The sequence below is a fragment of the Propionivibrio sp. genome (genome assembly GCF_049316945.1).
Taxonomy (GTDB): Bacteria; Pseudomonadota; Gammaproteobacteria; order Burkholderiales; family Rhodocyclaceae; genus Propionivibrio.
Window position 1 is genome coordinate 1 of the sequence record NZ_JBMOJE010000089.1, and the last position, 21,700, is coordinate 21,700.

The 21,700-nt window shown below is 54.6% G+C and carries 28 protein-coding genes and 2 pseudogenes; 6 read left to right on the top strand and 24 right to left on the bottom strand.

Translation table 11 applies throughout. The annotated features are described in order from the left end of the window. Positions 1-28 precede the first annotated feature (28 nt). Together ACOYNV_RS17940 and ACOYNV_RS17945 are read right to left on the bottom strand one after the other, a co-directional pair. Positions 29-694, bottom strand: coding sequence for a type II toxin-antitoxin system RelE/ParE family toxin (locus ACOYNV_RS17940; RefSeq protein WP_422901172.1), 666 nt, complete (start codon positions 692-694; stop codon positions 29-31). Positions 695-755: 61 nt separating this feature from the next. Then, positions 756-1,394, bottom strand: coding sequence for a hypothetical protein (locus tag ACOYNV_RS17945; protein WP_422901173.1), 639 nt, complete (start codon positions 1,392-1,394; stop codon positions 756-758). 236 nt (positions 1,395-1,630) lie between these two features. Between ACOYNV_RS17945 and ACOYNV_RS17950 the strand changes: the two genes are divergently transcribed. Next, positions 1,631-2,065: a hypothetical protein gene (locus ACOYNV_RS17950; protein WP_422901174.1), complete on the top strand. Its 435-nt coding sequence runs from the start codon at positions 1,631-1,633 to the stop codon at positions 2,063-2,065. Between the two features lie 31 nt (positions 2,066-2,096). Next, positions 2,097-2,945 carry a hypothetical protein gene (locus tag ACOYNV_RS17955; RefSeq protein WP_422901175.1) on the top strand — a complete coding sequence of 283 codons (849 nt, stop codon included), beginning with the start codon at positions 2,097-2,099 and terminating at the stop codon, positions 2,943-2,945. A 314-nt stretch (positions 2,946-3,259) separates the two neighbouring features. On the opposite strand, the gene ACOYNV_RS17960 is transcribed toward ACOYNV_RS17955, so the two are convergent. From ACOYNV_RS17960 to ACOYNV_RS18020, 13 genes are all read right to left on the bottom strand, one after another. Continuing rightward, complete coding sequence (locus ACOYNV_RS17960; RefSeq protein WP_422901176.1) at positions 3,260-3,439, bottom strand: hypothetical protein; 180 nt, start codon at positions 3,437-3,439, stop codon at positions 3,260-3,262. Next, complete coding sequence (locus ACOYNV_RS17965; protein WP_422901177.1) at positions 3,433-3,942, bottom strand: 3'-5' exoribonuclease domain-containing protein; 510 nt, start codon at positions 3,940-3,942, stop codon at positions 3,433-3,435. The genes ACOYNV_RS17960 and ACOYNV_RS17965 overlap by 7 nt, the downstream gene beginning before the upstream one ends. A 195-nt stretch (positions 3,943-4,137) precedes the next feature. Continuing rightward, positions 4,138-4,488 carry a hypothetical protein gene (locus tag ACOYNV_RS17970; RefSeq protein ID WP_422901178.1) on the bottom strand — a complete coding sequence of 117 codons (351 nt, stop codon included), beginning with the start codon at positions 4,486-4,488 and terminating at the stop codon, positions 4,138-4,140. Then, the gene (locus ACOYNV_RS17975; protein WP_422901179.1) at positions 4,485-5,258 is read right to left on the bottom strand and encodes a metallophosphoesterase; all 774 of its coding nucleotides are present in this window, start codon (positions 5,256-5,258) and stop codon (positions 4,485-4,487) included. The genes ACOYNV_RS17970 and ACOYNV_RS17975 overlap by 4 nt, the downstream gene beginning before the upstream one ends. Positions 5,259-5,269: 11 nt before the next feature. After that, a complete protein-coding gene (locus tag ACOYNV_RS17980) occupies positions 5,270-5,464 on the bottom strand; it encodes a hypothetical protein (protein WP_422901180.1) in 195 nt (64 codons plus the stop codon). Next, complete coding sequence (locus tag ACOYNV_RS17985; RefSeq protein WP_422901181.1) at positions 5,461-5,754, bottom strand: nucleotidyltransferase family protein; 294 nt, start codon at positions 5,752-5,754, stop codon at positions 5,461-5,463. The genes ACOYNV_RS17980 and ACOYNV_RS17985 overlap by 4 nt, the downstream gene beginning before the upstream one ends. A gap of 57 nt (positions 5,755-5,811) precedes the next feature. Continuing rightward, complete coding sequence (locus ACOYNV_RS17990; RefSeq protein WP_422901182.1) at positions 5,812-6,378, bottom strand: HAD domain-containing protein; 567 nt, start codon at positions 6,376-6,378, stop codon at positions 5,812-5,814. Continuing rightward, positions 6,375-6,818, bottom strand: a complete 444-nt coding sequence (locus tag ACOYNV_RS17995; protein ID WP_422901183.1) for an HAD domain-containing protein — start codon at positions 6,816-6,818, stop codon at positions 6,375-6,377. Before ACOYNV_RS17995 ends, ACOYNV_RS17990 begins: the two co-directional genes overlap by 4 nt. Before the next feature lie 2 nt (positions 6,819-6,820). Then, positions 6,821-7,738, bottom strand: coding sequence for a metallophosphoesterase family protein (locus ACOYNV_RS18000; RefSeq protein WP_422901184.1), 918 nt, complete (start codon positions 7,736-7,738; stop codon positions 6,821-6,823). A gap of 38 nt (positions 7,739-7,776) precedes the next feature. Next, complete coding sequence (locus tag ACOYNV_RS18005; protein WP_422901185.1) at positions 7,777-8,229, bottom strand: HAD domain-containing protein; 453 nt, start codon at positions 8,227-8,229, stop codon at positions 7,777-7,779. Further along, on the bottom strand, positions 8,226-8,666 hold the full coding sequence (locus ACOYNV_RS18010) for a hypothetical protein (RefSeq protein WP_422901186.1): 441 nt from the start codon (positions 8,664-8,666) through the stop codon (positions 8,226-8,228). The genes ACOYNV_RS18005 and ACOYNV_RS18010 overlap by 4 nt, the downstream gene beginning before the upstream one ends. Before the next feature lie 127 nt (positions 8,667-8,793). Continuing rightward, positions 8,794-9,228 carry a hypothetical protein gene (locus ACOYNV_RS18015; protein ID WP_422901187.1) on the bottom strand — a complete coding sequence of 145 codons (435 nt, stop codon included), beginning with the start codon at positions 9,226-9,228 and terminating at the stop codon, positions 8,794-8,796. Positions 9,229-9,261: 33 nt separating this feature from the next. Further along, the gene (locus ACOYNV_RS18020) at positions 9,262-10,665 is read right to left on the bottom strand and encodes an AAA family ATPase (protein ID WP_422901188.1); all 1,404 of its coding nucleotides are present in this window, start codon (positions 10,663-10,665) and stop codon (positions 9,262-9,264) included. A 170-nt stretch (positions 10,666-10,835) separates the two neighbouring features. Here ACOYNV_RS18020 and ACOYNV_RS18025 point away from each other — a divergent pair, with 170 nt between their 5' ends. Further along, positions 10,836-12,050, top strand: a complete 1,215-nt coding sequence (locus ACOYNV_RS18025; protein WP_422901189.1) for a hypothetical protein — start codon at positions 10,836-10,838, stop codon at positions 12,048-12,050. Positions 12,051-12,333: 283 nt separating this feature from the next. On the opposite strand, the pseudogene ACOYNV_RS18030 reads toward ACOYNV_RS18025, so the two are convergent. Then, positions 12,334-12,693, bottom strand: a pseudogene (locus ACOYNV_RS18030) (IS3 family transposase); the annotation flags it as partial. A 591-nt stretch (positions 12,694-13,284) separates the two neighbouring features. On the opposite strand from ACOYNV_RS18030, the gene ACOYNV_RS18035 reads away from it, so the two are divergent. Further along, positions 13,285-13,614 (top strand): hypothetical protein, encoded by a 330-nt coding sequence (locus tag ACOYNV_RS18035; RefSeq protein ID WP_422901190.1) that lies wholly within the window; start codon positions 13,285-13,287, stop codon positions 13,612-13,614. A 172-nt stretch (positions 13,615-13,786) separates the two neighbouring features. Here the strand turns inward: ACOYNV_RS18035 and ACOYNV_RS18040 are convergent, their stop codons facing one another. The 5 genes from ACOYNV_RS18040 to ACOYNV_RS18060 are packed head-to-tail and all read right to left on the bottom strand — an operon-like array spanning position 13,787 to position 18,894. Further along, positions 13,787-13,993 carry a hypothetical protein gene (locus tag ACOYNV_RS18040; RefSeq protein WP_422901191.1) on the bottom strand — a complete coding sequence of 69 codons (207 nt, stop codon included), beginning with the start codon at positions 13,991-13,993 and terminating at the stop codon, positions 13,787-13,789. 46 nt (positions 13,994-14,039) lie between these two features. Then, entirely contained in the window at positions 14,040-15,254 is a 1,215-nt protein-coding gene (locus ACOYNV_RS18045; protein ID WP_422901192.1) for a TniQ family protein, read from the bottom strand. Between the two features lie 13 nt (positions 15,255-15,267). Beyond that, positions 15,268-16,254 (bottom strand): ATP-binding protein, encoded by a 987-nt coding sequence (locus tag ACOYNV_RS18050; RefSeq protein ID WP_422901193.1) that lies wholly within the window; start codon positions 16,252-16,254, stop codon positions 15,268-15,270. Between the two features lie 31 nt (positions 16,255-16,285). Then, complete coding sequence (locus ACOYNV_RS18055) at positions 16,286-18,268, bottom strand: Mu transposase C-terminal domain-containing protein (RefSeq protein ID WP_422901194.1); 1,983 nt, start codon at positions 18,266-18,268, stop codon at positions 16,286-16,288. Beyond that, positions 18,265-18,894, bottom strand: coding sequence for a hypothetical protein (locus tag ACOYNV_RS18060; RefSeq protein ID WP_422901195.1), 630 nt, complete (start codon positions 18,892-18,894; stop codon positions 18,265-18,267). Before ACOYNV_RS18060 ends, ACOYNV_RS18055 begins: the two co-directional genes overlap by 4 nt. Positions 18,895-19,059: 165 nt before the next feature. Between ACOYNV_RS18060 and ACOYNV_RS18065 the strand changes: the two genes are divergently transcribed. Beyond that, positions 19,060-19,296 carry a hypothetical protein gene (locus tag ACOYNV_RS18065; RefSeq protein WP_422901196.1) on the top strand — a complete coding sequence of 79 codons (237 nt, stop codon included), beginning with the start codon at positions 19,060-19,062 and terminating at the stop codon, positions 19,294-19,296. A gap of 180 nt (positions 19,297-19,476) precedes the next feature. Here ACOYNV_RS18065 and ACOYNV_RS18070 read toward each other — a convergent pair whose 3' ends face one another. After that, positions 19,477-19,710, bottom strand: coding sequence for a hypothetical protein (locus ACOYNV_RS18070; protein WP_422901197.1), 234 nt, complete (start codon positions 19,708-19,710; stop codon positions 19,477-19,479). A 250-nt stretch (positions 19,711-19,960) separates the two neighbouring features. Beyond that, entirely contained in the window at positions 19,961-20,401 is a 441-nt protein-coding gene (locus tag ACOYNV_RS18075) for a hypothetical protein (protein ID WP_422901198.1), read from the bottom strand. A gap of 941 nt (positions 20,402-21,342) precedes the next feature. Here ACOYNV_RS18075 and ACOYNV_RS18080 point away from each other — a divergent pair. Continuing rightward, positions 21,343-21,432 (top strand): annotated as a pseudogene (locus ACOYNV_RS18080) (HU family DNA-binding protein); the annotation flags it as partial. 55 nt (positions 21,433-21,487) lie between these two features. On the opposite strand, the gene ACOYNV_RS18085 reads toward ACOYNV_RS18080, so the two are convergent. Then, on the bottom strand, positions 21,488-21,700 hold a 213-nt coding region (locus ACOYNV_RS18085; RefSeq protein ID WP_422901199.1), incomplete at its 5' end, for a hypothetical protein.

Sequence of the window (21,700 nt, forward strand, 5' to 3'; positions counted from 1 at the left end):
TTTAAACCGCCTCCAAACCCTTGCGCCATCAGGGGGGCGCGGTTCGTGCGTCAGGATTGGGAAATGAACCACCGCGCAAGGGGCGTGAACAGAGGCCGACAATGGTTTTCTCGAACCGGTCAAGAAAACGCTCAGCAGCAACTAAAGAGTCGTGCTCGGCGATATGGCGGAATATGCCGTCAAGGTCCCGCGCCGCATCTGCGGTCAAAAAAGGATCATATCGCGGCATGCTTACGCCATCGTGTTCGCGCAAGCGCTTGATGACGGTTAAAACAGGCGTGATACGAAAGGCGTCGACCTGGCGATTGCCGATTGAGAGTATTTTCAGCAGCGACATGGTCACCCGAGCCTCTTCAGCAGATGTCGCGTTCCGTATGATTTCTAGTCCGTGACACACGCAGTGTTCGCTTGCTGACGCTGCGAAGCTGTGCGGCCCCCAGCCTTCGTCCATCTGAACGGGGCAGGCGAAGTGCTCGGGCAGTGTCTCCAGCACATGGCGCGACTGTGGATGACAGCACAGCCCGAAGAGGGTGTTAAAGCCCGCATAATACGAACAGGATCCACATTGCCGGCCGCTTTCATACAGCCGGGCGACATTGGGCTCCTGAGGCCAATCGCTGCGATAGAGCGCCTCCGAGTCAGGATTCGACCATGAGTCAGTCACTACGTTATTCGCGTTCATGTTGATCGCCACATTTCACAGCCTTGATATACGGTTCCACGACTTACTTGTTGAACTCGTACCCTCGTCATGCCTAGCCCACCCTCGCGTGAGCAGTCTTAACGTCTAAGTCATATTGTTGCGTCACTTGCACATCGACATGGATCTTGCCAATACGCAGGCAATCACGAAACGAAATTCGTGGGGAATCGATCCCATGGTCGTGGTCGTACAAATCATGAAACAGCCAGCAATGAGGCTCCGCCAGCAATCCTTTCGGGACATTGGATTCGGCAAAGCTTTCGAATTCTTGCGGTGGAAGGTGCTTGAGGTACTCGTTTCGTGTGGCAATGAAATTGTCGCAATCGTCGTCAAAGTCTGGGTCATCTTCGCTCAGGACGAAATAGATGAGGGCTTCTATTTCATAGTCCGACATCGGATCGTTGGGATCGGCAAACTTGGCTTCCAATCGTGGCGTCACATCCTCTGCAACCGCGCGTAAGTGGCGCGTGACATCGACAAGACGTTTGTTGAGTGCCAGCAGTTGAGAATTTTCTGCATCACTCAGCGGATCGTCCTGCCAATAAGCCATCAGGTCATTGTCGGCACCATACAGAGCCTGAAATTCTGCCGATAGGCGCTCGATGCTCTCCTGCCAGGTCATAACGGCCGCTTCTATTTCGGAAAATTCAGGGGGTAGCTCGTTGCCAAGGCTTTGCAGCGCCTTGGTCATCCTGTGGAATCTGATCCCCCCTCTGTCGCCCCAACGACGCAAGTGGTTCAGAACTGTGCGATTTTTTGGTTTCATGTTTGCGGTTTCAATGGTTTGTGTCGGTACGCAAATGCCGGAAAGAACGATTTTCGTTGCAGCTGCGACAGTTTGTGACGCAGAAAGGCCACCACAACATGCGACACATTCCGTCGCATTGGTGTGGACACTTTGCGTGTCGCCACCACACAAGAAATGCCATGCCGCAATTGATTGAACATATTGACGCCCTCGCTCGGAAAAAACAGCGCGATGTCCTTTTCCTTAAATTTACCGACCCGAAGGATCAGGGCATCCAGATAGGAAGGCCGCCTTATTATTGGGACTGGGAATCCTCACCGGATCGGCAGACGGTAATGGCCTGGCTCAAGGAAAACCAGGTCAGTTGGCAACTCTGTGGAGAGGTAGCCGACACCACGTCCATGACGCATTACGCGGGGCAAATTTACATCGACGTACCGTTTGACGATGCCGATCCGCTCTATCAAAAAGTTCTCGGCTATCTGGAAAACCAGGATGGAAGCACGCGCCTGCCGGGAGTTTGGCTTTTCGCTCTTGAGCTTCATGTCGCCATGAAGAACGCCCATCACGATGAACCCGACTTCTGGGTCCGCTGGGCCGAAAGCTTTATTTGAGCAGCGTATGGATTTATGAATCGAGGCCATCATGAACTTCATTGACGTCTATTTTTCACCGAAGCAGATCTCCAACCCGGAGAGTTCTTCGCCGAGTCCGCGCAAGCCGGAATGGGTGCTTGCCGACTGGGTCGAAAAAAATCTGCCCATCCGCACGGTTGATCCAATACCAGCAACGCGTGAGCAGATTGCACTTGCCCATAACCGTGGCTACGTCGACGGTGTGCTGGATTGCCTCCTGCCGAACGGTTTTCGGGGTCGGCAGAAGGACGTTGCCGACTCTCTGCCGTGGACTACCGGCTCATTTCTGTCGGCTGCTCGCGGCGCATTGGACAACGGCTTGGTCGCCTGTTCTCCGACGTCGGGGTTTCATCATGCTGCATACGAATCCGGCTATGGTTACTGCACCTTCAATGGCTTGATGATTACCGCCATGGCCGTGAAGGCCGACGGAAGCATCCGGCGTGTCGGCATTCTGGACTGCGACCAGCACTACGGCGATGGAACTGACGAGATAGTGAAGCAATTCGGGATCGACTGGATTTGTCACGTCTCTCACGAGTACGGCGTCTCATCCAATACCAATGCGAATCGATTTATCGATGGCTTGCCGGCGGTTGTGCGGGGTTTTGCTGATTGCGACCTGCTGCTTTACCAAGCAGGTGCCGATCAGCATATCAATGATCCGCTGGGCGGCTTCCTGACTACTGCCGAACTGGCAGAACGTGATCGAATTGTCTTTTCTGTGGCGAAGGAAATTGGCATTCCTGTGGTCTGGAATCTGGCCGGCGGTTATCAGCAGCCAGTGGAACGTGTGCTTGAAATCCACCGAAACACGATGGCAGCTTGCGTTGCCGAGTACGTGGTCAGCGAACAGTGATTTTGTGCCAAGACGGACGGCGGGTGAATAACTTGGGTACGCATGGGCATCGTTGAGCGCATGGTGCGGAGGCCGCTCGGGAGAGTAGTAATAATGGTTCACGGCCTGGTCATATTCGGTCGTATCAACCAATGGCCTCAAGTCAAAGCGGCGTTTGTCCAAATTGTCCGGCCAGACCTCGGCAAGAATCGCCCGAAGAAAACGCACTTCAATTTCCGAGTCGCACGTCACCTGAGTCGATCGCGGCATCGTCGCAAACCAAGCCAGAAGCCGATCGCACAATTGGCTCACTGGCACGCGGCGCACACCGCCATTCAAAGCAGCACAACCTTATCCAAAACGAAGCTTCTGCAATCGTCGCGGGTCCAGCCGTCCCCATCGGAAATCTCGGCGTAAAACGCGTTGTAGCTGTTGGCTGGCACCAAGGCGAGCGATATCAGCTTGGTGTCGCGCTGACTCAATCCCGTGAATTCGGTGCCGAGGAAAATCAACATGACGGCAACCATCCCCTTTCAAGAGCGTGCATCATCCCCAGTCGCAGGGCATGAGCATCGTGAAGCGCGTGATGCTGTGGCCGCGCTGGAGTGAAGTATCGCGCCATGAGCACTTCGAGCGCCGGTTGCTTGTTGTCGCCCGTCGACCACGAATTAAAAAGCAGCGACTCCTTGGCTAAATTTTTCGGCCAGTCCAAAAGCACCCGTTTCAGCAAAGTGAAATCGGCGTCCGGGCAATTGGTCACAATCATGGACCGGTCTTGCGTAGCCGTGATCCACGGCAGAATCCGCCCTCGTATTTGCTCCACGGTCTGGATGTGTTTGCCGCCCCACAAGTGGCAAACTACGTTCTCATGCGACCATTCTGAAAGCTGTGCCCGATAACTTGCTGGCGGCAGTTCCGCATAGAATTCACGACCGGTTTCGTCGACCAACGCGATGGAAATCAGGTCGGGCGTGATTTGATCCAGTCCGGTGAATTCAGTGTCGAGGAAAATCAGCATAGGGTCGCTTTTAATGAGCTTCTTGACTTGGAATGTTAATGATGTAAACATTCAAGTGAGTCGGCGGCAGGGGATGTTCGACCCCAAAGGCAACGCCCCGTTGTGATGAAAACCGCTGGCTCTTTTTGCGCTCATCAGTAGCTCTCAGTTTTGGACAATATCCCCTTCCTTGTCGAGTTTCCGGCAGGGTTCGCCTCATGAAAGTTCCCGAATCACAGTCATTGCCTGCGACACTTCCGGAAGCGTAGCGTTAAGCTTTGCGGCCAGGGTGGCAACAAGTAGAGGCGCAAACGGTTCGTAAATATCCTCGATGCCAAGAACGTGAATCGTTTTTCCCTTTGCGTGCATGAACTCGCGCACCGTGACAGCATGGTGGGCTTCCATGCACACTATGATGTCGGCCTCGCGTACCAGGTGGTCATTGATCGGCACGATGGCATCGGCATCCGTTCCACAACTTCGGGCATCCATACCCCCACGGACGGCCAGAATCTCAGCGGTACGTGAGCGAATTTTTCCCTGCGAACAGACAAAGAGAATCGTCATATCTCAATGACCAGATCGTGACGAAACCCGGTGTCGCCGCTCGTCCGTTCGCTTTTGTAGCCGAGTTGATTTGAGATCACATGACACCCGTTTTCGGCAACGAAATCGGTGTTGGTGTGCGTGTGCCCGTGGCACCAGAGATCGATTTTGTGTTTTTCCATTAAGCGCGACAGATCGGTGACGAAGTACGGGGACACATCGCTACCCTGATGCTGTGATGCTACGCAGCCGCGATGCGGGGCGAAGTGGGTAATCAACACTGTTTTTCCGTCAAAAGGCTTAGCGAGTTCATCATTCAGCCAGCGCACCGCCGTTCGGTGCAGTTTCCGCGTGTCGCGCGGCGCTAGCCGCATGCCGCCGTGTGCTTGAATCATCCAGTAATCGTTAATTGAGCTTCGGGCAACGGCCATGTGAGCATACGCCTTATCGGCCCCATGCAGATCAAAGCCACTCCAGAGCGTGCAACCGAGAAAATGCACTCCGCCCAGCTCAAGGCTGCGACGTTCCAGAAAAAACACACCGGCTTGCTCCCAAACCGGTTTCTGCATCTCATCGAGCAAGCCAAGGTGCGAATCATAATATTCGTGATTACCGGCCACATAGAGAACTGTTGGCGAAACCGGCGAACGACGAAACGCGCCCGCAGCCCACGCAAGGCCGCGTGTATGACTGCCAATATCTCCGGCAAGAATCACCACATCGACATCGAGTTCGGGCGGCTCCCATGGTGAGGATTCCCGGTGCAAGTCAGAATAGAGTGCAATTCGCATTTTAGGTCGCCTCAAGACAGGTCTTTGGCAATGAGTTTTCGGTAATCCTCGTCCACCGCCATTCGGTTGGCGTTGGTGATCACCCGGTGCCACCAGTCGGTTTCGTGCAGGGGGATAGTTGCATTGCCTTGCTTGGCATCGCTCTCTAGGGACGATTGGAGTCCGTCAGAATGAGAACCAGCGAGGCTTTTTGTTTGGTCGGTCATATTGGCTTCGCCTCAGAAATTACTTTGTCACGCCATTTGTCGGGCAATGCTTGAGGGGTGACTACATCAAGCGGAATGTTGCCCAGCAATTGCAACAATTCGACACGGATAGCACCAATATCAAATAGGCTCATTCTTGGAGCACAATCCACCAGGATGTCCAAGTCGCTTTCTTCCGTATCTTTACCTTTCGCAACCGAACCAAAAACACGAGGGTTGAGGCCGCGATGTGCAGCCACAATGCCACGTATAGCTTCTCGGTGAAGATTCAATAATTCAGACGGGCGCATAACGGCACTTTCCTTGATTGACGACAATAGCCTCGTTTAGTAATATTTCCACGAGGCTCATTGTGGGCCGTGGTTCTTGACGAGTGGCGAACGAGCCTCTTGATCCCACGGAGTTACCAATGGGCCTTTCTTTTGCTTCAAACGTGCCTCCAGCTTTTCAAAAACGCCCGGTTCTGACAGCCCAAGATTGCCGTCCGTCTGAATAAGGTGATCGCCATCCGCGTCCGCCCAGCCTTCCGGCTGGTCATCAATCGCCACCCAATCGGATAACTTCGCTCGATCCACGTAGCGCCGGATTTGTTGATAGCGCGTAGCACTATCCCACCAGGTAATCCGCAGTTGTCCAAACCCTTCCATGTTCTGGTTCATGCCACTGTGCCACGTTGCGCCAATGACGCGGGTACGCAGCGACTCCGGGAGATAGTCACGCGCACGAGCGAAGCGCAGTTCTCGCGCCCAGGACGTGCTCAAAACAATTCGCACCTTGGGAAAATCGGCCAACACATCCGCCAACAGTGGTGCCCACATAAACAGCGAGCCTTCGGCCCGCAACTCCGGGCGGCCACGCACCAAATAGGCCGCGTCCGGATGCAGTACGCCATCAAAATCGAGGAAGAGAATCACGCCAGTCTTTCAAGGACCGCCATTACATCGTCTCCGGTCAGCCCCGTTTGGCCGTCGACCAAATACAAGGTTGGACAAGCGAAGGCGAACCAATGCGCCACATCGTCCAGCGCCAGCCAACGAGCAGACTCACGCTGATTTTCCTGAAGCCACGCAAGGCATTCAAGTTCACGGAGGCGGTAATCGTCTGCGCCGGGGGCGACATTAATAACCGGCGTAGCGTCAATGAAACGGGGCGTTAAATCCTCTCCTCCGTTGCTGGTCACCATGTCCAGCAACTCGCCAAACGGGTAATGCTCACGCCAGGAAGTTGAGAACACCACTTCGGCCGCTGGACGTGCCCGCAGAATTTCCCAAAGTAACGGAAGTTGGCAGAACAATTCCGATACGGTGCTATCGTCCGGATGCAGTACGCCATCGAAATCGAGGAAGATAATCACGCTCAAATCCTTTCGTTGCGATACTTTTGATACGCACGTTCAAACGCTTCGTCGAACGAGCCCACGCGCACCCGACCACCAAAACCATCCGTGATTCCCATGAAGCCGACGCTATGCGCCGCAAACCCAAGCCGACTATCGTGCGTACGAAAATTCAAACTGTCGTGTTGGTGTCCATGGAAGGCGAAGTTAACCTTGAGGGACTGCGCCAGCGCCGTGATGGCCCCAAACCCATGTGGGTGACAACAAGGGGCTTCATGCGTCACCAGAACATCAGCCTTTTGCCCATAGAGTCGCAGCCAATCCTCATAGAAAATCGTCGAACAGTGCCTGCGTAGCACCCCGTCCCGGCTGATTAACTCGGTCGTGAGCTGTGTAACGCCAACGCGCAGCCGGGTAGGTTTCCAGCCGTTTTGCTGGTCAACAAAATCTTTCCATCCCATCAGAACCGGTTTTTCCATGCCCTGGCGTGGATACCAGATTTCACCCCGAAAGACGCCGCCCAACCCGGCCACACGCACCCCGGCGATTTCTACGACGCGCCCGTGCAAGTTTCTTTCCTTGAAGAGCGGATCGCCCCAAAGATTCAGATAGTTTTCGATGCTGTCCGTGTCGTGATTGCCAGGGATCGCCCAGCATTGAATCCCGGCCGCCTCGATCCCTGCCACGCACGCCGAGAACGGCGCCGGACATTCCAGGTCGCCCAAGAAAATCACGGCGGCAGGGCGCTCTCTGGACGCCTTGACGGTTTCCAGCACATGATCGAAATTACCGTGTACATCGCCCAGCATCCAGATCAGCACAGTGCCTCCTTTTTTGGTATTCTTGCTTTTCGGTCTCGTGTCTTTTGAACCACATCCAACAGGAACAGATGTTGAGGTGTCGTAGAAGAAGCGAGGCAGTTTTTTATAAATTGCCATTCCTGAAATCACGCAAGGCACAAGCCCTGCAGGCTGGTTTAATACTCAGATGTTTCAACAAAGGTACGGATTTTTTCCAGAACGTCCGCATCGTTAATACCCCGCTGCGAGTTGCACACGATTAAATTCGGCCAGTTGCCCGGGAAGGCCTCCGGAGAGTCGTCCAGGACGGCAAAGCGCTTCACGTCGTTCATGCAGGCATAGTTAAGAATGCTCTGATGCCGTTCCCGGCCCTCGGTTATCCCCGCAATGCGCGGCTGCATGGCCGCAGGGAATCGGGCGATCAACTCGTCCGCTGGGTACAGGTGCCGCCAAGACGAATGTACGACAAGTTCAACCGGATACGGCTCGATGATCTGCCACAGCAGCGGCGCCCATTGGAACAGATCGGGATTGTCCGACACGACAAGCACACTGCCGGAATACTCCAAGTCGCGGGAATCCATCGCGTGAAACACGCCATCGAAGTCGACGAAGAGAATGGCTTTCATGGCTTGATCCTCCTTTGCCTTAGTTCAAAAGGGCGGTTGAACTCAGCCGGCGTGATTGAGCCTTCTGGTATGTGCGGTTCGCATCGCGTCATCCAGCACCCGCCGTCAACCACAAGACGACCCGGAGCGCCACATTCTTCGCAGAGTCGCGTCGACATGGCGTATGCCATTTTGACCGCGCCCATCTGTTCGGCACTTTTGGACTGCGCTACAAACCGGAGCGCGCCAAACTTTTCTTTTACAGACGTAGCCACAAACTGCGGCGCGTTGCGGGTATCTGTCCAGAATTGAAGCTGTTCGCAGAGCGTATCGATCAGATCGAACCAGCCATCACGGCAGCAAATTGTCCAGTGATCCTCTTCCTCTCGCAAAAGGATATGCTCAGCGAAAATTGCCGGGTAACGTTGATACAGACTATCCACCAGTTCTTTTTTCAAGTCGTTCTCCCTCGGGAAATTAGCGTTCAGGCCTCAGCGCCCGGCCTTTTGGCATTGATTTTAGATTGCCGCACTTCGCACTCCCTCCCAATCCGTTATTTCCGTGTCACGCTAGTGCACGACCCCTTCACATGCCGAGAATCGTGATTGAACGGTAGTAATTGAGCACGTCCCGTAACCACGCCACCAACTCGGTGACCATCTTGAGTAGCGCCGGTCGGTTGTTCTCAACGTCGGTGAAGAAATACGCATGCCGCTGAAAAACCGGGAGCCGTTGCAGGTCCGAGAGCGAAGCGTCGGACGCCAACACACCGATCAATTTCTCCAGGTCGCGAATAATGTCCCAGCAGGTGTGGCTATCGATGGCGGTGTTGGCGTAATGGTCGTAGGACGGCACATGGTGGCAAATAATGGTTTCCACGATGCCGAATCCATCCGCGTCTTCGTCAAAGAAGAGCGAATCGTCGTTCCAACAGCGCTCCTTATACGGTCCCGGCAACACTTCCATGTAGCAGGAACCTGTGCGCCCATCGAGGTTCCGGAAAATTTGATAGTTGTACATGCCATCCTCCCAATCGTGGGTTGTTCAACGTAATCAATGGTGGATACTGCTGGGATAGGCCGTATGGAACCCGATGCTGCGTTTTCCGACTTGATCCGGGATCACAATACGCGCCACCCGCTCACCGGCCTGCATCGTTCTGGCGAACGCTTCATTGACCAGCCGGGTAACCCGACGAAGGTCAATATCCACGCGCGCCGACAGCATTTCACAGGTGCCTGCGTCCAGCGCAATCTGCCGCTTCGTTTTCTGCCGCAATTTTTCTGCAGTCGCCAGAATGATGCGCAGCCGTTGCTTCGGCTCGGGTGGCGGCACATTGAACACCTCGACGCGCGACAACAAGGACGGAGGAACGCCGTCGAGACTGTTGGCGGTCAAGACAAAGATGATGCGGCTGGCATCGAATTGCATTTCAAAAAACTCATCCTTGAACTGCTTGGCGGTATCCGCATCAAGTACGTCAAGCAGCACGGGCAGCACCGGGAAGTTGGAATCACGAATCTTGTCCACTTCATCAATGACCACCACCGGCGTCGCTGAACCGCCTTCCGCCAGGAGAGTGAACAACAACCCTGGGCATGAACTGGTCCAGGAACGATGTGAGCCGGTGAATTGAAAGCCGGCCTGCGCACCGCCCGCACTGATCTTCTCAGAGGCCACCCCCAGCGCTTCGGCAAGCTGCGTTGCCAGGAAGGTCTTGCCGATGCCCGGATCACCCAGCAACAGGAGGGGAGAAACACGAAACTCCTGCGGCTTCATGGCGGCAGACAGGATGAGATCCATTTGTAGGCGTCCAAGCGGCTCCACAAGGTTCTCAAACCGGGATTTGGCGGCCTCAAGCTTCACCATCGCCCGCTTGGCATCCGGCAAGGTGCGGGAACCCCCGTTGGCGTGAGCGTTTTGCAGGATGCGTTCACCCATTGCCCGGAGTCCTTCCTTGACTTCGCTGATGCCTACAACCGCCTTGTCCAGCGCCTCCTGACCGAATACCTGGATACAGCCGCGTGTTTTGGCTCTTCGTTTCGAGCCGTTCCCCGTGGGTTTCCCCACGCTGGACAAATGGAGGCGGCAACGCTTAATCAGCGTGCCCAAGTCGTCCATCCCCAGATCGGATTTACTTCTCAAAAAGTCCTCTGCCCACCGCTTGGCCTCGGGCTGGAACGTGTCAAGGACACATCCGATACTGGAGAATTTTTGCGCATCCACATCCCACCGGGGATCGTCGAAGTAATCGAGTACATCGATGAGATTGCCCGCTTTGTTTTGGTAGGCGAGATGCAACGAAATGGCAGTCAATAGATCATAGGAAAACTGCGTCGAAACACGATCCAGCCCTGCCGTCGCTTTGGACAGAAGTTGCTTAACCAGTTCCTGGGCGTCTGCCAGGTCGTGCATTGTGCCCACGCGGATGCGTGCCAGATCGAAATCGTTGCTCATGTCGTTCTCCTCATTCACTGTATGACTATTATTAGTCCGCTGTGACGGCATTGAAATAGAATAATGTACGCCTACTGAGTATATAATTTGTCCGACACCGTTTTGGATCGGAAGGTGGCAGGGGGCACTCCGATGGGACGTCTGCAGAGCACTGATTGAGGAGAGTCTGAATGGACGAAGACGTGGACTACATGGCTGTGCGACCCATCCACGAGATGCGATTTGCGGAGTTTGCAAACGCCATCGTGCCGGGCGGCGGGGCGTATCTTTCTCGCGGCGACCTTACTCCACGCGATGATCACGCCAGGTTGGCGACCCTATGGAACATCGCCGACCGGCGCGTAACGCACTACGTTGCATGGCGGCGCAGTCCACTGCTGGCGCAGGCTTTGCCGCCAAATGCCCGCCGATACGAGTTCCATGATGTGGAACTCTGCGAGACAACGTCAGCACTGGGCCTTGATTCAAAATCACAACAAGATATCGGGAAAACTGCGGAACTCGTAGCAATCCGAATGGCTTGGCTAGCGGCGGTACAAAGTCATGGGCAACAACTGGTCGACGAAGGACGGAACGAAAGCTTTGACGATGGCGTTGCGGACGATTTCGTGCGCCTGTCCTGCCAGTGGATGGCGCATCCTTGGGTAAAGTTACAGCTACTGGAATACCGTACCAAAAAGCTGGCACAACAGCCTGCTGCTGCCCCAGTCTTTTCGAGCGATCCCAGTTGGCCCAATACTCAAGTGATTGTTGCTGAGTCCTATCAAGCACAGAATGAGGCTGACTACCTGGCGGAAAGGGAGTCAATCGACTACTGGCTTAACAAATTCGATACCGAAAACAGAGGGTGGTCATCCGCGTTTGCAATTGATGCATGGGATGCGGCTGACGACATAGTGATTGCCAAAGCCAAGATCGACGCTCTAGAAAGACTCCTAGACTCACAGCGAAAGCATGTGCAGAACCTGGAACAGGTCGTCAAGCAGAACAAGCGACGTGATGCAGAACTTTTCAGCAACCATAGCAAGCCGGGCAGGCCGCACGTGTCGCCTAAGCGGCAGGCGATCGCTCAACAATTCACCGCGAAATGGGTGAAGTCTTTGATGACGACACTTGAGGTGAAAAGCTGTGCACGCTTGGAAGATATTGTGCGCAACAGCTCTCAACGGAACTGGCGGCGTTGGCTGAGTGGCCACGCGGTACCCACTCAGAGCAGCCTTACAGATCTGCAGGCAGCGAAGGTTGTGCGAGGGCAGAAGAAAGGGCTGTCGCTCAAGGATATAGCGACCACGCCGACGTATGACGAACTGCTACAGTTGGTGCGCTTGGTTCCTCTTTCGCAAGGGCGTTTGCCGAGCGGCTTGGGTCTCTGGGCGAAGCCCTGAGAAAATCTGCGACGGGCGCGAAGCGACCTAGCGGACTGTGGGTTTGCGGGTTTCCAGATGGGTGACACGCTAGTGTGGCAGCCATCTGGCATCCTGTCCTTGAGGTTTGGTGGAATTTGGTCGTACTTTAGTCATGTCTTTGATGTAAGTGCGGCGCATCGGGGTTGGAAGTTTGGTTAGGGCTTTGGGTGTGGGGTGGGGGTGCAGGGGGTGCATGAAGGTGAGGTTCCCTCGGCTTTTCGTCTGCTAAAGAGTTGGTTCCATGCTCTTGTTTTTCCCGATTTTGCCTGCAGAGCCAAGCAGCCAGGAACTGCATCAGGGGCTTGTAGCCGAGGGCCGAATGCGCTTGCGGTAGTAGAAGACTTCGATGTATTCAAAGCTGGCGGCCTTCATATCGGCGTGTTCGTGGGTGGCATAGCCGATAGCGAATTCCATGCACACGCTCGTTATTGAAGCTGTTGAACCAGCTCTCAATCGGCGCGTTCCCAGCAGTTCCTTTTTTAGCTCATCGAGTAAGTCATGCCATATGCCTGGAGCTTGTCCTGAAAGGCATGGTTGGCGTACTGGTTGCCCCTGTCGGAGTGGTGCAGCCCCCCCGTGCAGGCCTCTTCCTGAATAAAACCATCGTCAGCGCGTCGGTCACCGATATCGAGCCATTTGACCAATCACAGGTCAAGGCGGACATGCAGTCCAGATCTGCGGCATCCATCCAGTCCCTCCTCAAGCAGCGCTGGCAGACGTCCATCCATCGTGTCTTTGACCCACGGCCTACAACAAAAATGAGTCGGACAAATTATTCATGTTACGGACGTTTAGTCTTGTATTGCAATGCTGAAGTTTCGGACTAATAATACTAAAATATTGCGTATCGGGAGCGATATATGAACAACGATTCCTGTCCTTAGCGGCATGTTCATTTCTTTGGCAACGCCGAGAACAACCGGCCAGAGCCATTCAAGTTGGCCGCCGATTTAGTGGCTTGGTTGCGGGAAGTGCTCGAACACTACGATTCAATCACGATTCTTGGCATTTAAAATGCGGCCGTATCTACGAGCCTTTCGGAAAGGATAGGTTGCTGACAATACAACACGGCATAACCGCGGATGCGGGGCTTCTAACAAAATTCTTTGCGGTTTTACAACTGCAATTCGCTTTGCCGAAAAATACAATGACATTACCTCTTGGTGACGTTGTGGCCTTGGCCACCAGAATTTAAAACGATATTAGGAATCCTATGAAAAAGCTTTGCATTGCGGTAACCGACGAAGTACGGAGAGATTCACGCACAACCATTCGCTGGAATGGTTCAGAGTTCGCAGATGTTGAGTTGCAAGCTCAATCAAGAAATCTGAGCACGGTCGAATACATCCGCCGCGCCGTGCTCCATAGGCGTGCCGACTTAAAGATCGAAACAACAATGATTCTTGAAATAAGGGAAGCCGTAGCGGCGATCAAAGCGCTTCACGCCGCCTATCTGGCAAATGGTTTAGAGCCCCCGGAAGACCTGCTCGGTCCCGTAATTGATAATGCCATTGTGGCAATTCTGAGCTTGGGCCGCTATTGAATGATATTCAGCGGAAGGGTTTATCAAATGCTTGGAATGGTTGCCAGCCTCTCAATCTGGCGCATCCGAATGAGTTTCCCTCGGTTTTTCGTCTGCCAAAGATTAAGTTTCATGCTACCAGTTTGGGGGACCGTAAGGATTCCTTCGTAAATGAGTAACATCGTGGATTCCACTACATCTGGAACGTCACGCCGTAGTCAATTGGTTCCAAATCCCGGTCTCGAAGCTCATACATGCCGAAGCGATTGGCGTGATGTGTCCGATAGGGGCTGAACGCGGCAGCCAATTCCGGCGTCAATTTCATTCCCGTCAACCGAAGTAATTTTATATAAAAAACGAAGTAAAAGTGCGAACAAATTGACGGTGTGTCGAGCATCATAAATCGCACCCTTTAATAACAATCACTTACGCTATTTGCGAAGTAATTATACGAAATTGTTGATATGCGTTTTTTTGCGCTCCGTTGGACGCGAAATAAAAGCAATCGGTCGAGCTCGCAGGCGCCAAACATGCCGGTCCAATTCCGTGACACCGAGCAGATCGATGCAGTCGAGCCATTCATTCCAGGACGCTTCCAACGCGTTGGCAAACTCGATCATTTCAGCATCGAAATCGTCAACATCAGACACTGACTGCTCTGCTTCCCATTCCGCTATGCCATACAAAGGCAAGCCATGGCCGCGCCTGAGCAGGTATGGGTTGGAACATCCTTGCCAAGTCATGCGCCAATACAGGAAAGCAAGTATTTGTGGCGCCGGCGCCGATTCGACAGGATAGCCCTTGAGAAATTGCCGATACCACCGCCTCGATTGTTGCTGACATTGCCGCCAGAGCTGATTCGCACACGCCCAAAAGCACATCTCCAGGCACTTGTATCTCGAGCCGACCGACCACCGACCATGACAGAATAACGAGATCGGATTGTTCGCCGACTTCGGCGGGATGAAGACCTGCATTCGCTCGCGCCGAGCAGCGCCAACTTTGTCAGCGTCGACCACACCATCCGCTTCGAAGAAAATTGATTGCGAGACGCGTCGCTGCAAAAATGCCAGCCAACGCGCAATCAGTGCCAGAGTTCTTCCCGACATAGCACTGGTTTTCGGGTAGCCGCCACGCGAAACCGGCAACTGCGGCGCGCGGCATGCCAGACAATTGATTGGGCCAAACACGATCGAGTTTCCCAACGCATAAACGAGCGGCTCACCGCAGTGAAGACAATGCTCGCGCAATCGCAAGCCATGCAGCGGGCAACAGGCGAACGACCGCAACTGGTGGAGGATGAAATGATGGCCCTCCCGCACACAGGCCGGACACAACCGTAATTGTTCGCACACCAGTGGGCGTAGGGATTTCAACGCGCCATCGATAAAGGCACTCTCGATCTGGTGGGGCGGAAACCCCAGGCTCTTTCCCATCGTTTGCGCCGCACGCGGCACCCGTTTCGGCAACAAGGAATAGTTGGTCGCCGCCAATATGCCCAAGAGCGCGGACACTTCGACGGCAGACAATGCGTTTGCAGCGGCAAGCTTCGCAGCCCATGACCACACCGTTTCGTAAGGCGCGAACAGAGGGGTGGCCAACCTCGGCAAGGCCACCACATTGATACCACCTGGCGGAATGACGAGCAGTGGCAAATGCATGGCGAAACGGACTTCACCTCACGCCGCGCGGGTTGCGCTCGATAGCCTGTTCGGACGCAACATAGCCGCAACGCTGCACGACTGCGGCCCAATGTTGTTCGGTCAATTGAAAGTCAACAGCGTCGTGCAACAAGCCGTCCAGCAAAATAGCCTCAACCGCCCGCGAGAAATACTCCATCGGGATTTCGACCTCGCCGGCCAACGCGGCATGCTGATGGGCCAGCGTAAAGGCATTCCATAACAAATGCGCGCTCATTTCCAGCCGCAAGCCGGCTCCGAATGCGTAGGGATAGTAGTACCGCGTGAAGCTCCATTGACTACCGACCGGATACTCGTGTTCATCGTAACTCTTTAGGCAGGTCGCGGCATCCACGGCACTGCGGATGCCGCGAAATCGCAAGGTCTCGACCATGAACCGTTTGACGATTTGTGTGTCACCGGAATCCTGAAAGCGCGCACGTTGTTCGCATAGCCGTTCCTGACCAAACAAAAATGTCGTCAACCGCACGCCGCTTTGTGCCAGTTCGTCGTGGACGTCGCGCAACCACTCGTACTCGTGCAAAGAATAGCGCTGTGCCTCGTCACAGAAAAACACCGCAATGGAACTGCCCTGCGCTTCTGCGACATCGCGCAGCCGATCATGCAGCGCCTTGCGCTTGCGAGAATTGCGCGCGATGTCGGGCTCCGGATGGCGCACTGCGCGCAGCAGGTTTGAAAAGAACGCGCCCTCGCTCCGGCTGGACTTGTGTTCGGCTTGCACATGGAACGTCGGTATCTCAGGTCGTTCGCGGTGAATCAGCATGCGCAAGTATTCGATCGCGTAGGTTTTGCCAAGCCGGCTTTCCCCATAGATCAATGCGCCCGGAATACGATACTGCAGGCAGCGCGACACCACCAGCCAGCAGTCTTCGATAGCCGCAGTGGCCACCCGGTAGGTGCGGTTGGCCAGCGGATGACGTTCCTTGGCGACAGGTCGTTCAAGCGGTTTGGGATGATTCATTGCTGTCGCCCCCTTTTTCTACGTCGACTCGCTAGCGTGAAAACACTTGACCCGATCCAATGACGAGCCGTTTTCCCTGCACTGGGCCGGGAGGCTGGCCGGTGTCCGCCGTGGGTGCCGTCTCCGGCGCTGCGGCAAGGCCCGGCTTTGCCGTATCGGTGGGCCCGGGAGGCGCCTTTGGAGCGGGCAGGCCATTGGCTACCGCTCGGCGTGCGGCTTCCGCCTTGCTGGCCGAACGGCACCGCTTGCCCGCGCTTTGTCGTAAGTATTCGAGATAGCACTGCACCGGGTCATCATCGCGCACAATGCTCAGCTTGCGCTCGCGCACCAGCGCCAGAATTTCTTTGCGCATGCGCAGGGTATGCGATGTGTACCGCCAGGCGCCTTGGACCTCGACCACGCACAGTTCCCGGCCGGTCGCATCGAACACGCGCAAGGCGCGCACGTCCTCGGCATCAAAATAGAGCCGCACCGGTTGTCCAATCAGATCCGCCCGAGTGGCGAGACCGTGGCTGGTGTAGCGAGCCCCGAAGAAATGGATATAGGGGCGGACGCCGCGAGAAATGCTGCCGCGCACATGTCCCTCCTGCTCATGTTGCAGCAGACACAGTTGACGCCGCATGGGTTCGGCCAGCCAGCGCAACGCGATGCGTTTCTCTCCGACGTAGTAAGCGAGGATTTCGAGCGGTGAACGTCCGCCCAGACTTTCATGTGCGGCGGCGTTGTAATTCGCGATCGCTACCGCCGTTAACTCTATCAATTCGTCGAGTCGTACCACGGCGGGCGCGCTGGCGGATATTTCGGCGATACGCCGGCGCGGGTCGCTAACGCTACCGCCCGTTGTACCCGGCAACCGATGCGCGAGGACCGATGCCAGCGTCCCAAAAAACCGTTCGATGTGAGGACGTTCGTTGGGGCAATATGCCGGGCCGGCGTGCGCGCCACACCCGACAACTTCAGTGAGCACGCGCAACGTGTCCTCGGCCAGATTGGCCCGTGCGTTATCGAATCGAAACCAGTTCCAGACCGCATAGCCTAGCTCAGGAAAACGTTCTGATGGCATACCCGCGCCTGGCGCGTAGCGCAGGCCGGGAATGGTCAGCGCTGGCGCGTGCCAGGGGACAAGGGCGCGCTCCACGGTTTTGAGTACAGCATAGCGACTGTATTCCGGTTCGAGAACGATGTGGTAGCCGAGGACCGCCCGACTGCAAACGTCGATGATGGTGAGCAGCCAAACGCGTTCAATTTCGAAGGATTCTTCGATGCCGACGACCCGCTCGAACACCACGCGCAGGCGCACGTCGACCCGGTGGCCGTCGAATTCGACGGCGTCGTACGGCTGCGTGGCGACCACGGGCAAGCCTTCGGTGTGCGGCCGGACGCCGCCGGATCGCTTTTGTGTCAATGCCGCGCGGGCGGCCTCTTCAAAGGATCGCGTCGCGATGGATTTGACTGCCGCCGCCAGACTGCGAATGCCCTGTTCTGCCTGCACCAGTGGATAGTCGTGTTCGGTCAAACCAAGTTCCAGGCAGCATTGGCGCAAGCGCCGATGCAGCGCGCTGAGTCCGCCAACAACCAGCCCGCCAGTGGATCCCTGTCGCACCACCACGTGGTGTTCTCGCAGTTCGTCCACGATCAAGGCTTCGAGTTCCGGGTGACGTTCCAGCAACAGCCCAAAAGCGCCCGCCTTGCCAGCACGGCCGGGTCGCGCAATCTTCGCCGAACGCCGATACGATTTGACGTGCTCGAAAGGGATGAGTGCGCGAAACCCTTGCACACGACCGTCCGGATGCGGTTCCAGGCAACGCTCGTAGAATCGGCGTACCGAGCTAATGGGAATGCCAGTAGCCGCCTCGATTGTGCGCAAAGGTTCACGCCGGCAATAGCGCTGTACCGCTTCTTCACGGGACCGGAAAACCTTTTGATGCTCCTTTGGGAGGACGTGCCAGGCTACGGTCGGCCAAGTGGCGGTATCGGCACGATCCGTCGCCGTTTGTGGGCGTCGGTTGCTCATGCACACGCTCTCCGCAATCTGATTTCGGCTCCCAACGGTTGTAGGCGCAGCGCATCGGCTTTGAGCCGTCCTCTGTGCAACAACATAAAGACCGCAGTACGAACCAATACGATGTCATGCGGATGGAAATTGCGCTCAATTTCGCCAAACGTCAGTGCATGCGATGTCGCTTGCTCGATGTCGGTCATCAATTGCTCACTGACGAAGCGAGCGCTAGATGAGAGATAGGGCAAGATGCGCATCCAGTTCTCGATCCAGACGTTGCGCGAGGCCAGATTCTTGGCGTCAATGTAACGCACTCCAACGTTCTCATCTGGACTCAAGAAACCGGCGCGGGACGGCCGGGGTTCTGCCATAACGAGCAAGCACAGTTCGCGCCGCCCTGCCTTGACCCAAAAATCGATCAGTTGCCGGCGTTCGCCGTGGCGCCAATACGTCGGTCGTTCGCAATAGGCCGATACCCTGGGATTGCTTTCGAGAAGCGTCCAAAGTCGAACATGGAACGGGTCAAACAGCGTGATTCGGCGCTTGAGTTTTGGTGCCCAGAGTTCAAAGCGCGCAGCACCCTTCGGTCGAGCGTCGTCGATCGGAATCGTGAAGCGCGGCAGCGATTGGCTTGGCTCCATGCGGGTCTCCGCCTATTTTTAGACAATTTAGTACTTTTACTTCGCTTTTCAAGGATTTTCCAACTTTACTTCGCACGCGGCCGAAGTAAATATGTGAACATTGAAAATTTAATTGCAACAAAATCAATGCCTTAAAAAATTTTAGTGTTCGCATGATTACTTCGATTGACGCCTGAAGCCGCCCTGTTGCTGGAAATCGAGGCACTGTTGAAGATTTTCCTGGAAAGCGGCACAGGTAAGAAAGGCCTCGCCGATAAACTGATGGCGGCATACGATACCTCGATGGACATGGACGCCCCGCAGCAGAAGGAACTGCGCGGACTGGCCGAACAGTGCAACAAGATTGATGACAAGAAAATACAGCACGCCTGCAAGAAAATTCTTCGCGATGTTCCGGCCTGACCGCGCTGGCGCACCTGCTGGCAGGGTCGTTCGTGATCTGCACCAGGAATCTGACGGCAGGGGGATTGGCCGAAGCCCTGGTCTTGAACGTCTCGATGTGCAAGGGTAGCCTTGTCCAATGAGGTATGAGCCTGAACGAGGGCTGTATTTCCATCGAGAAGTGAGCCTGAAGCGATAATTTTAAGGCGGAATTGAGCAGATCGAACAATTTCTCAGCGCCAGCGAGCAAATCGCGTTTACAGCGCACGGGGACGACGACGCCAGCATCGTCTTCATGTAGTCACGGCGCACTTCGAGCGCCCGCATCAGGGGCTCATCCGGGAGGTAATCGAGCGCCAACGTCAAGCGATCAAGATCGGAGCAGGTTTCGACGTCTACCCAAGAAAAGAGTTGGGCTTGCAGGAGAGTTGCCATAGCCTCATTTCCGAGTAGAGAACATGGCTATTCTGCCACATGAAAGCATCCTATCTATATGTTTATTAATCTGTGTATGTTTTTTAGTCTTGAATTTTTCCTTGGGGTGAAAAGCAATGATGAATTCATATTGCGTCACAAAAGACTGAAAACAGCCTGAATACTGGGGTAAATAATTTATTCATACGTCCAGGACCAAGCAATGGCTACGGTTTGCGAGGAGCGATAATGTCTCTTACAGGCACACCTTTCAGTGAGCGTTAGGCAACTCGCTATCTCCATCGCAACCAGCAAACGCCGATAACACTTCGTTTCTTCTTTCACGCTCTTCTTCCCCTTTTTCTGCAAGCACGGTTCTTACCGCCCGAAACAGCGATTCAGCTTCCGCGATATTGCGCAGCTGATAGTCTTGGTACACTCTCGCGGGTTCTTGCGCCTCTGTTTTATCAGCCTGTCTTGTACTGCCATCTACTTTCCTGAGGTACTTGCCTATAACCTGCTTGATGCAGTGCTGGCAGAAGTCGCCCTCCATCTGGTCTCCGTCCCCGAATTCGCTGCCAAATCCACCGGTGAAGCGAATAATAAAACGCTCCTGCCATTCGTAATCGTCGGTTTCAGGATCAATCTCCCGTCCGCAACGGTCGCAAACGATTATGAGTCTTTCAACGGTAACTGCTCGATATTTTTTCATGCCATTTCTCTATTAATGTTGATCAGATGCTCAAAAACTTTCGGCAGCGCCTACCTTCCCGGCGTGCTATAGATTCAGGCGAGCAAGTCTGCCAGGAAAACAGATAGTTTTCGGAAGCGGCAAGCTTGCCAACATGCTTAGCTGGTCAGGGTTTGGCTAATCACTCGTTAAAATGATACGAGATGGAAAGCCATGCTTTCGAACCTTCAGGGAAGTCACCTGGGTCTTGCAGGCTCACCGATCCCCTCCAACCGTTGCAAACTCCAGGGTTGAGACCATCAGTCCAGATTTTCGACTGGCAGCTTCATGATAATAAAGCCGCCATTTTCCATGAAAACATCATCAGGCCGTTGAGGGTCGTCCACGGCCGGTGACGCACAAAAATCGAACGGCGGGTAACAGCGTCAAGCAGCCAGTGGTCTTGGTTTCGAGAGGTTCTCGGCGTCAACGGCCGTTCAAGACTGGAAGCGGCCTGATGGCATTTACATTCTCAACGGCCGCTGTATTTCAATAAGCCGCATGATGACTTTTGCCATCTGGATGGTGAATATGCGATCCACAAGCTGCCGATCGTAAAAATTTAATTACACGTGCGATACAAATGTTGCGCCGTCAGCGCTTGAGGAGTGTCAGTGTCCGGTGTTTGTAATCCCAGACTGGCTATTTTTGCCCAAAGACCCGAAAAGGTAAAAATTAGCAGACGCTAATGCACTGGCGCTAGAAGGTGTCCTTCTAATACTGGGTTATAAGCCCCGGAAAGTTAAAAAGACCATTTTTTAGCCTTGCGAGTGCGAAAAGTCTACTTTTGCACCCTTGGGGCGCTGGTTTCGATGGATGTTGCGAGAATCAAAGTGCAGAAACGATGGAAATGTGACGAGTTCTTGCACGAAAACCCTTACAGTTCGCTGATTTTACCTTTTCGGGTCTTTGGGCAAAAATAACCAAAGACGGGGGAGCGGGTTGAGGTACCTGCAAAAGGGACTCCCCATTTCAAGGCGGGACTAGAGTTGCGTCAGCGGGTTGATGAATGACGACCAGTATCAAATCCGGCATTATGTAGCAGCTACCCGGACCGCCATTTACGAATCATGAGACGGGAGTGAATGAAGGCCAAACAAAAGATGAAAAGTTCAGCAGTGAGCGTTGCACAACTGGCTTGGCGGAGACCAGCACTGTCAACTCAACCAAGCTTTGATCTGATGTTTTCTGGCGATGATGATCACTATCCTGATGCAGCAGCAGGACAACGTGTCCCTCCTGCAAACTTGCATGAAATGGTTCATCAACCTTGGTAACTTT

What these genes read in the sequence shown, in the direction of transcription:
- ACOYNV_RS17945 (WP_422901173.1), bottom strand. Translation starts at nt 1,394, where the DNA reads ATGACCAAGGCGCTGCAAAGCCTTGGCAACGAGCTACCCCCTGAATTT.
- ACOYNV_RS17950 (WP_422901174.1), top strand. Translation starts at nt 1,631, where the DNA reads ATGCCGCAATTGATTGAACATATTGACGCCCTCGCTCGGAAAAAACAG.
- ACOYNV_RS17955 (WP_422901175.1), top strand. Translation starts at nt 2,097, where the DNA reads ATGAACTTCATTGACGTCTATTTTTCACCGAAGCAGATCTCCAACCCG.
- ACOYNV_RS17960 (WP_422901176.1), bottom strand. Translation starts at nt 3,439, where the DNA reads ATGTTGATTTTCCTCGGCACCGAATTCACGGGATTGAGTCAGCGCGAC.
- ACOYNV_RS17965 (WP_422901177.1), bottom strand. Translation starts at nt 3,942, where the DNA reads ATGCTGATTTTCCTCGACACTGAATTCACCGGACTGGATCAAATCACG.
- ACOYNV_RS17970 (WP_422901178.1), bottom strand. Translation starts at nt 4,488, where the DNA reads ATGACGATTCTCTTTGTCTGTTCGCAGGGAAAAATTCGCTCACGTACC.
- ACOYNV_RS17975 (WP_422901179.1), bottom strand. Translation starts at nt 5,258, where the DNA reads ATGCGAATTGCACTCTATTCTGACTTGCACCGGGAATCCTCACCATGG.
- ACOYNV_RS17980 (WP_422901180.1), bottom strand. Translation starts at nt 5,464, where the DNA reads ATGACCGACCAAACAAAAAGCCTCGCTGGTTCTCATTCTGACGGACTC.
- ACOYNV_RS17985 (WP_422901181.1), bottom strand. Translation starts at nt 5,754, where the DNA reads ATGCGCCCGTCTGAATTATTGAATCTTCACCGAGAAGCTATACGTGGC.
- ACOYNV_RS18000 (WP_422901184.1), bottom strand. Translation starts at nt 7,738, where the DNA reads ATGGCAATTTATAAAAAACTGCCTCGCTTCTTCTACGACACCTCAACA.
- ACOYNV_RS18005 (WP_422901185.1), bottom strand. Translation starts at nt 8,229, where the DNA reads ATGAAAGCCATTCTCTTCGTCGACTTCGATGGCGTGTTTCACGCGATG.
- ACOYNV_RS18015 (WP_422901187.1), bottom strand. Translation starts at nt 9,228, where the DNA reads ATGTACAACTATCAAATTTTCCGGAACCTCGATGGGCGCACAGGTTCC.
- ACOYNV_RS18020 (WP_422901188.1), bottom strand. Translation starts at nt 10,665, where the DNA reads ATGAGCAACGATTTCGATCTGGCACGCATCCGCGTGGGCACAATGCAC.
- ACOYNV_RS18025 (WP_422901189.1), top strand. Translation starts at nt 10,836, where the DNA reads ATGGACGAAGACGTGGACTACATGGCTGTGCGACCCATCCACGAGATG.
- ACOYNV_RS18035 (WP_422901190.1), top strand. Translation starts at nt 13,285, where the DNA reads ATGAAAAAGCTTTGCATTGCGGTAACCGACGAAGTACGGAGAGATTCA.
- ACOYNV_RS18040 (WP_422901191.1), bottom strand. Translation starts at nt 13,993, where the DNA reads ATGATGCTCGACACACCGTCAATTTGTTCGCACTTTTACTTCGTTTTT.
- ACOYNV_RS18045 (WP_422901192.1), bottom strand. Translation starts at nt 15,254, where the DNA reads ATGCATTTGCCACTGCTCGTCATTCCGCCAGGTGGTATCAATGTGGTG.
- ACOYNV_RS18050 (WP_422901193.1), bottom strand. Translation starts at nt 16,254, where the DNA reads ATGAATCATCCCAAACCGCTTGAACGACCTGTCGCCAAGGAACGTCAT.
- ACOYNV_RS18055 (WP_422901194.1), bottom strand. Translation starts at nt 18,268, where the DNA reads ATGAGCAACCGACGCCCACAAACGGCGACGGATCGTGCCGATACCGCC.
- ACOYNV_RS18060 (WP_422901195.1), bottom strand. Translation starts at nt 18,894, where the DNA reads ATGGAGCCAAGCCAATCGCTGCCGCGCTTCACGATTCCGATCGACGAC.
- ACOYNV_RS18070 (WP_422901197.1), bottom strand. Translation starts at nt 19,710, where the DNA reads ATGGCAACTCTCCTGCAAGCCCAACTCTTTTCTTGGGTAGACGTCGAA.
- ACOYNV_RS18075 (WP_422901198.1), bottom strand. Translation starts at nt 20,401, where the DNA reads ATGAAAAAATATCGAGCAGTTACCGTTGAAAGACTCATAATCGTTTGC.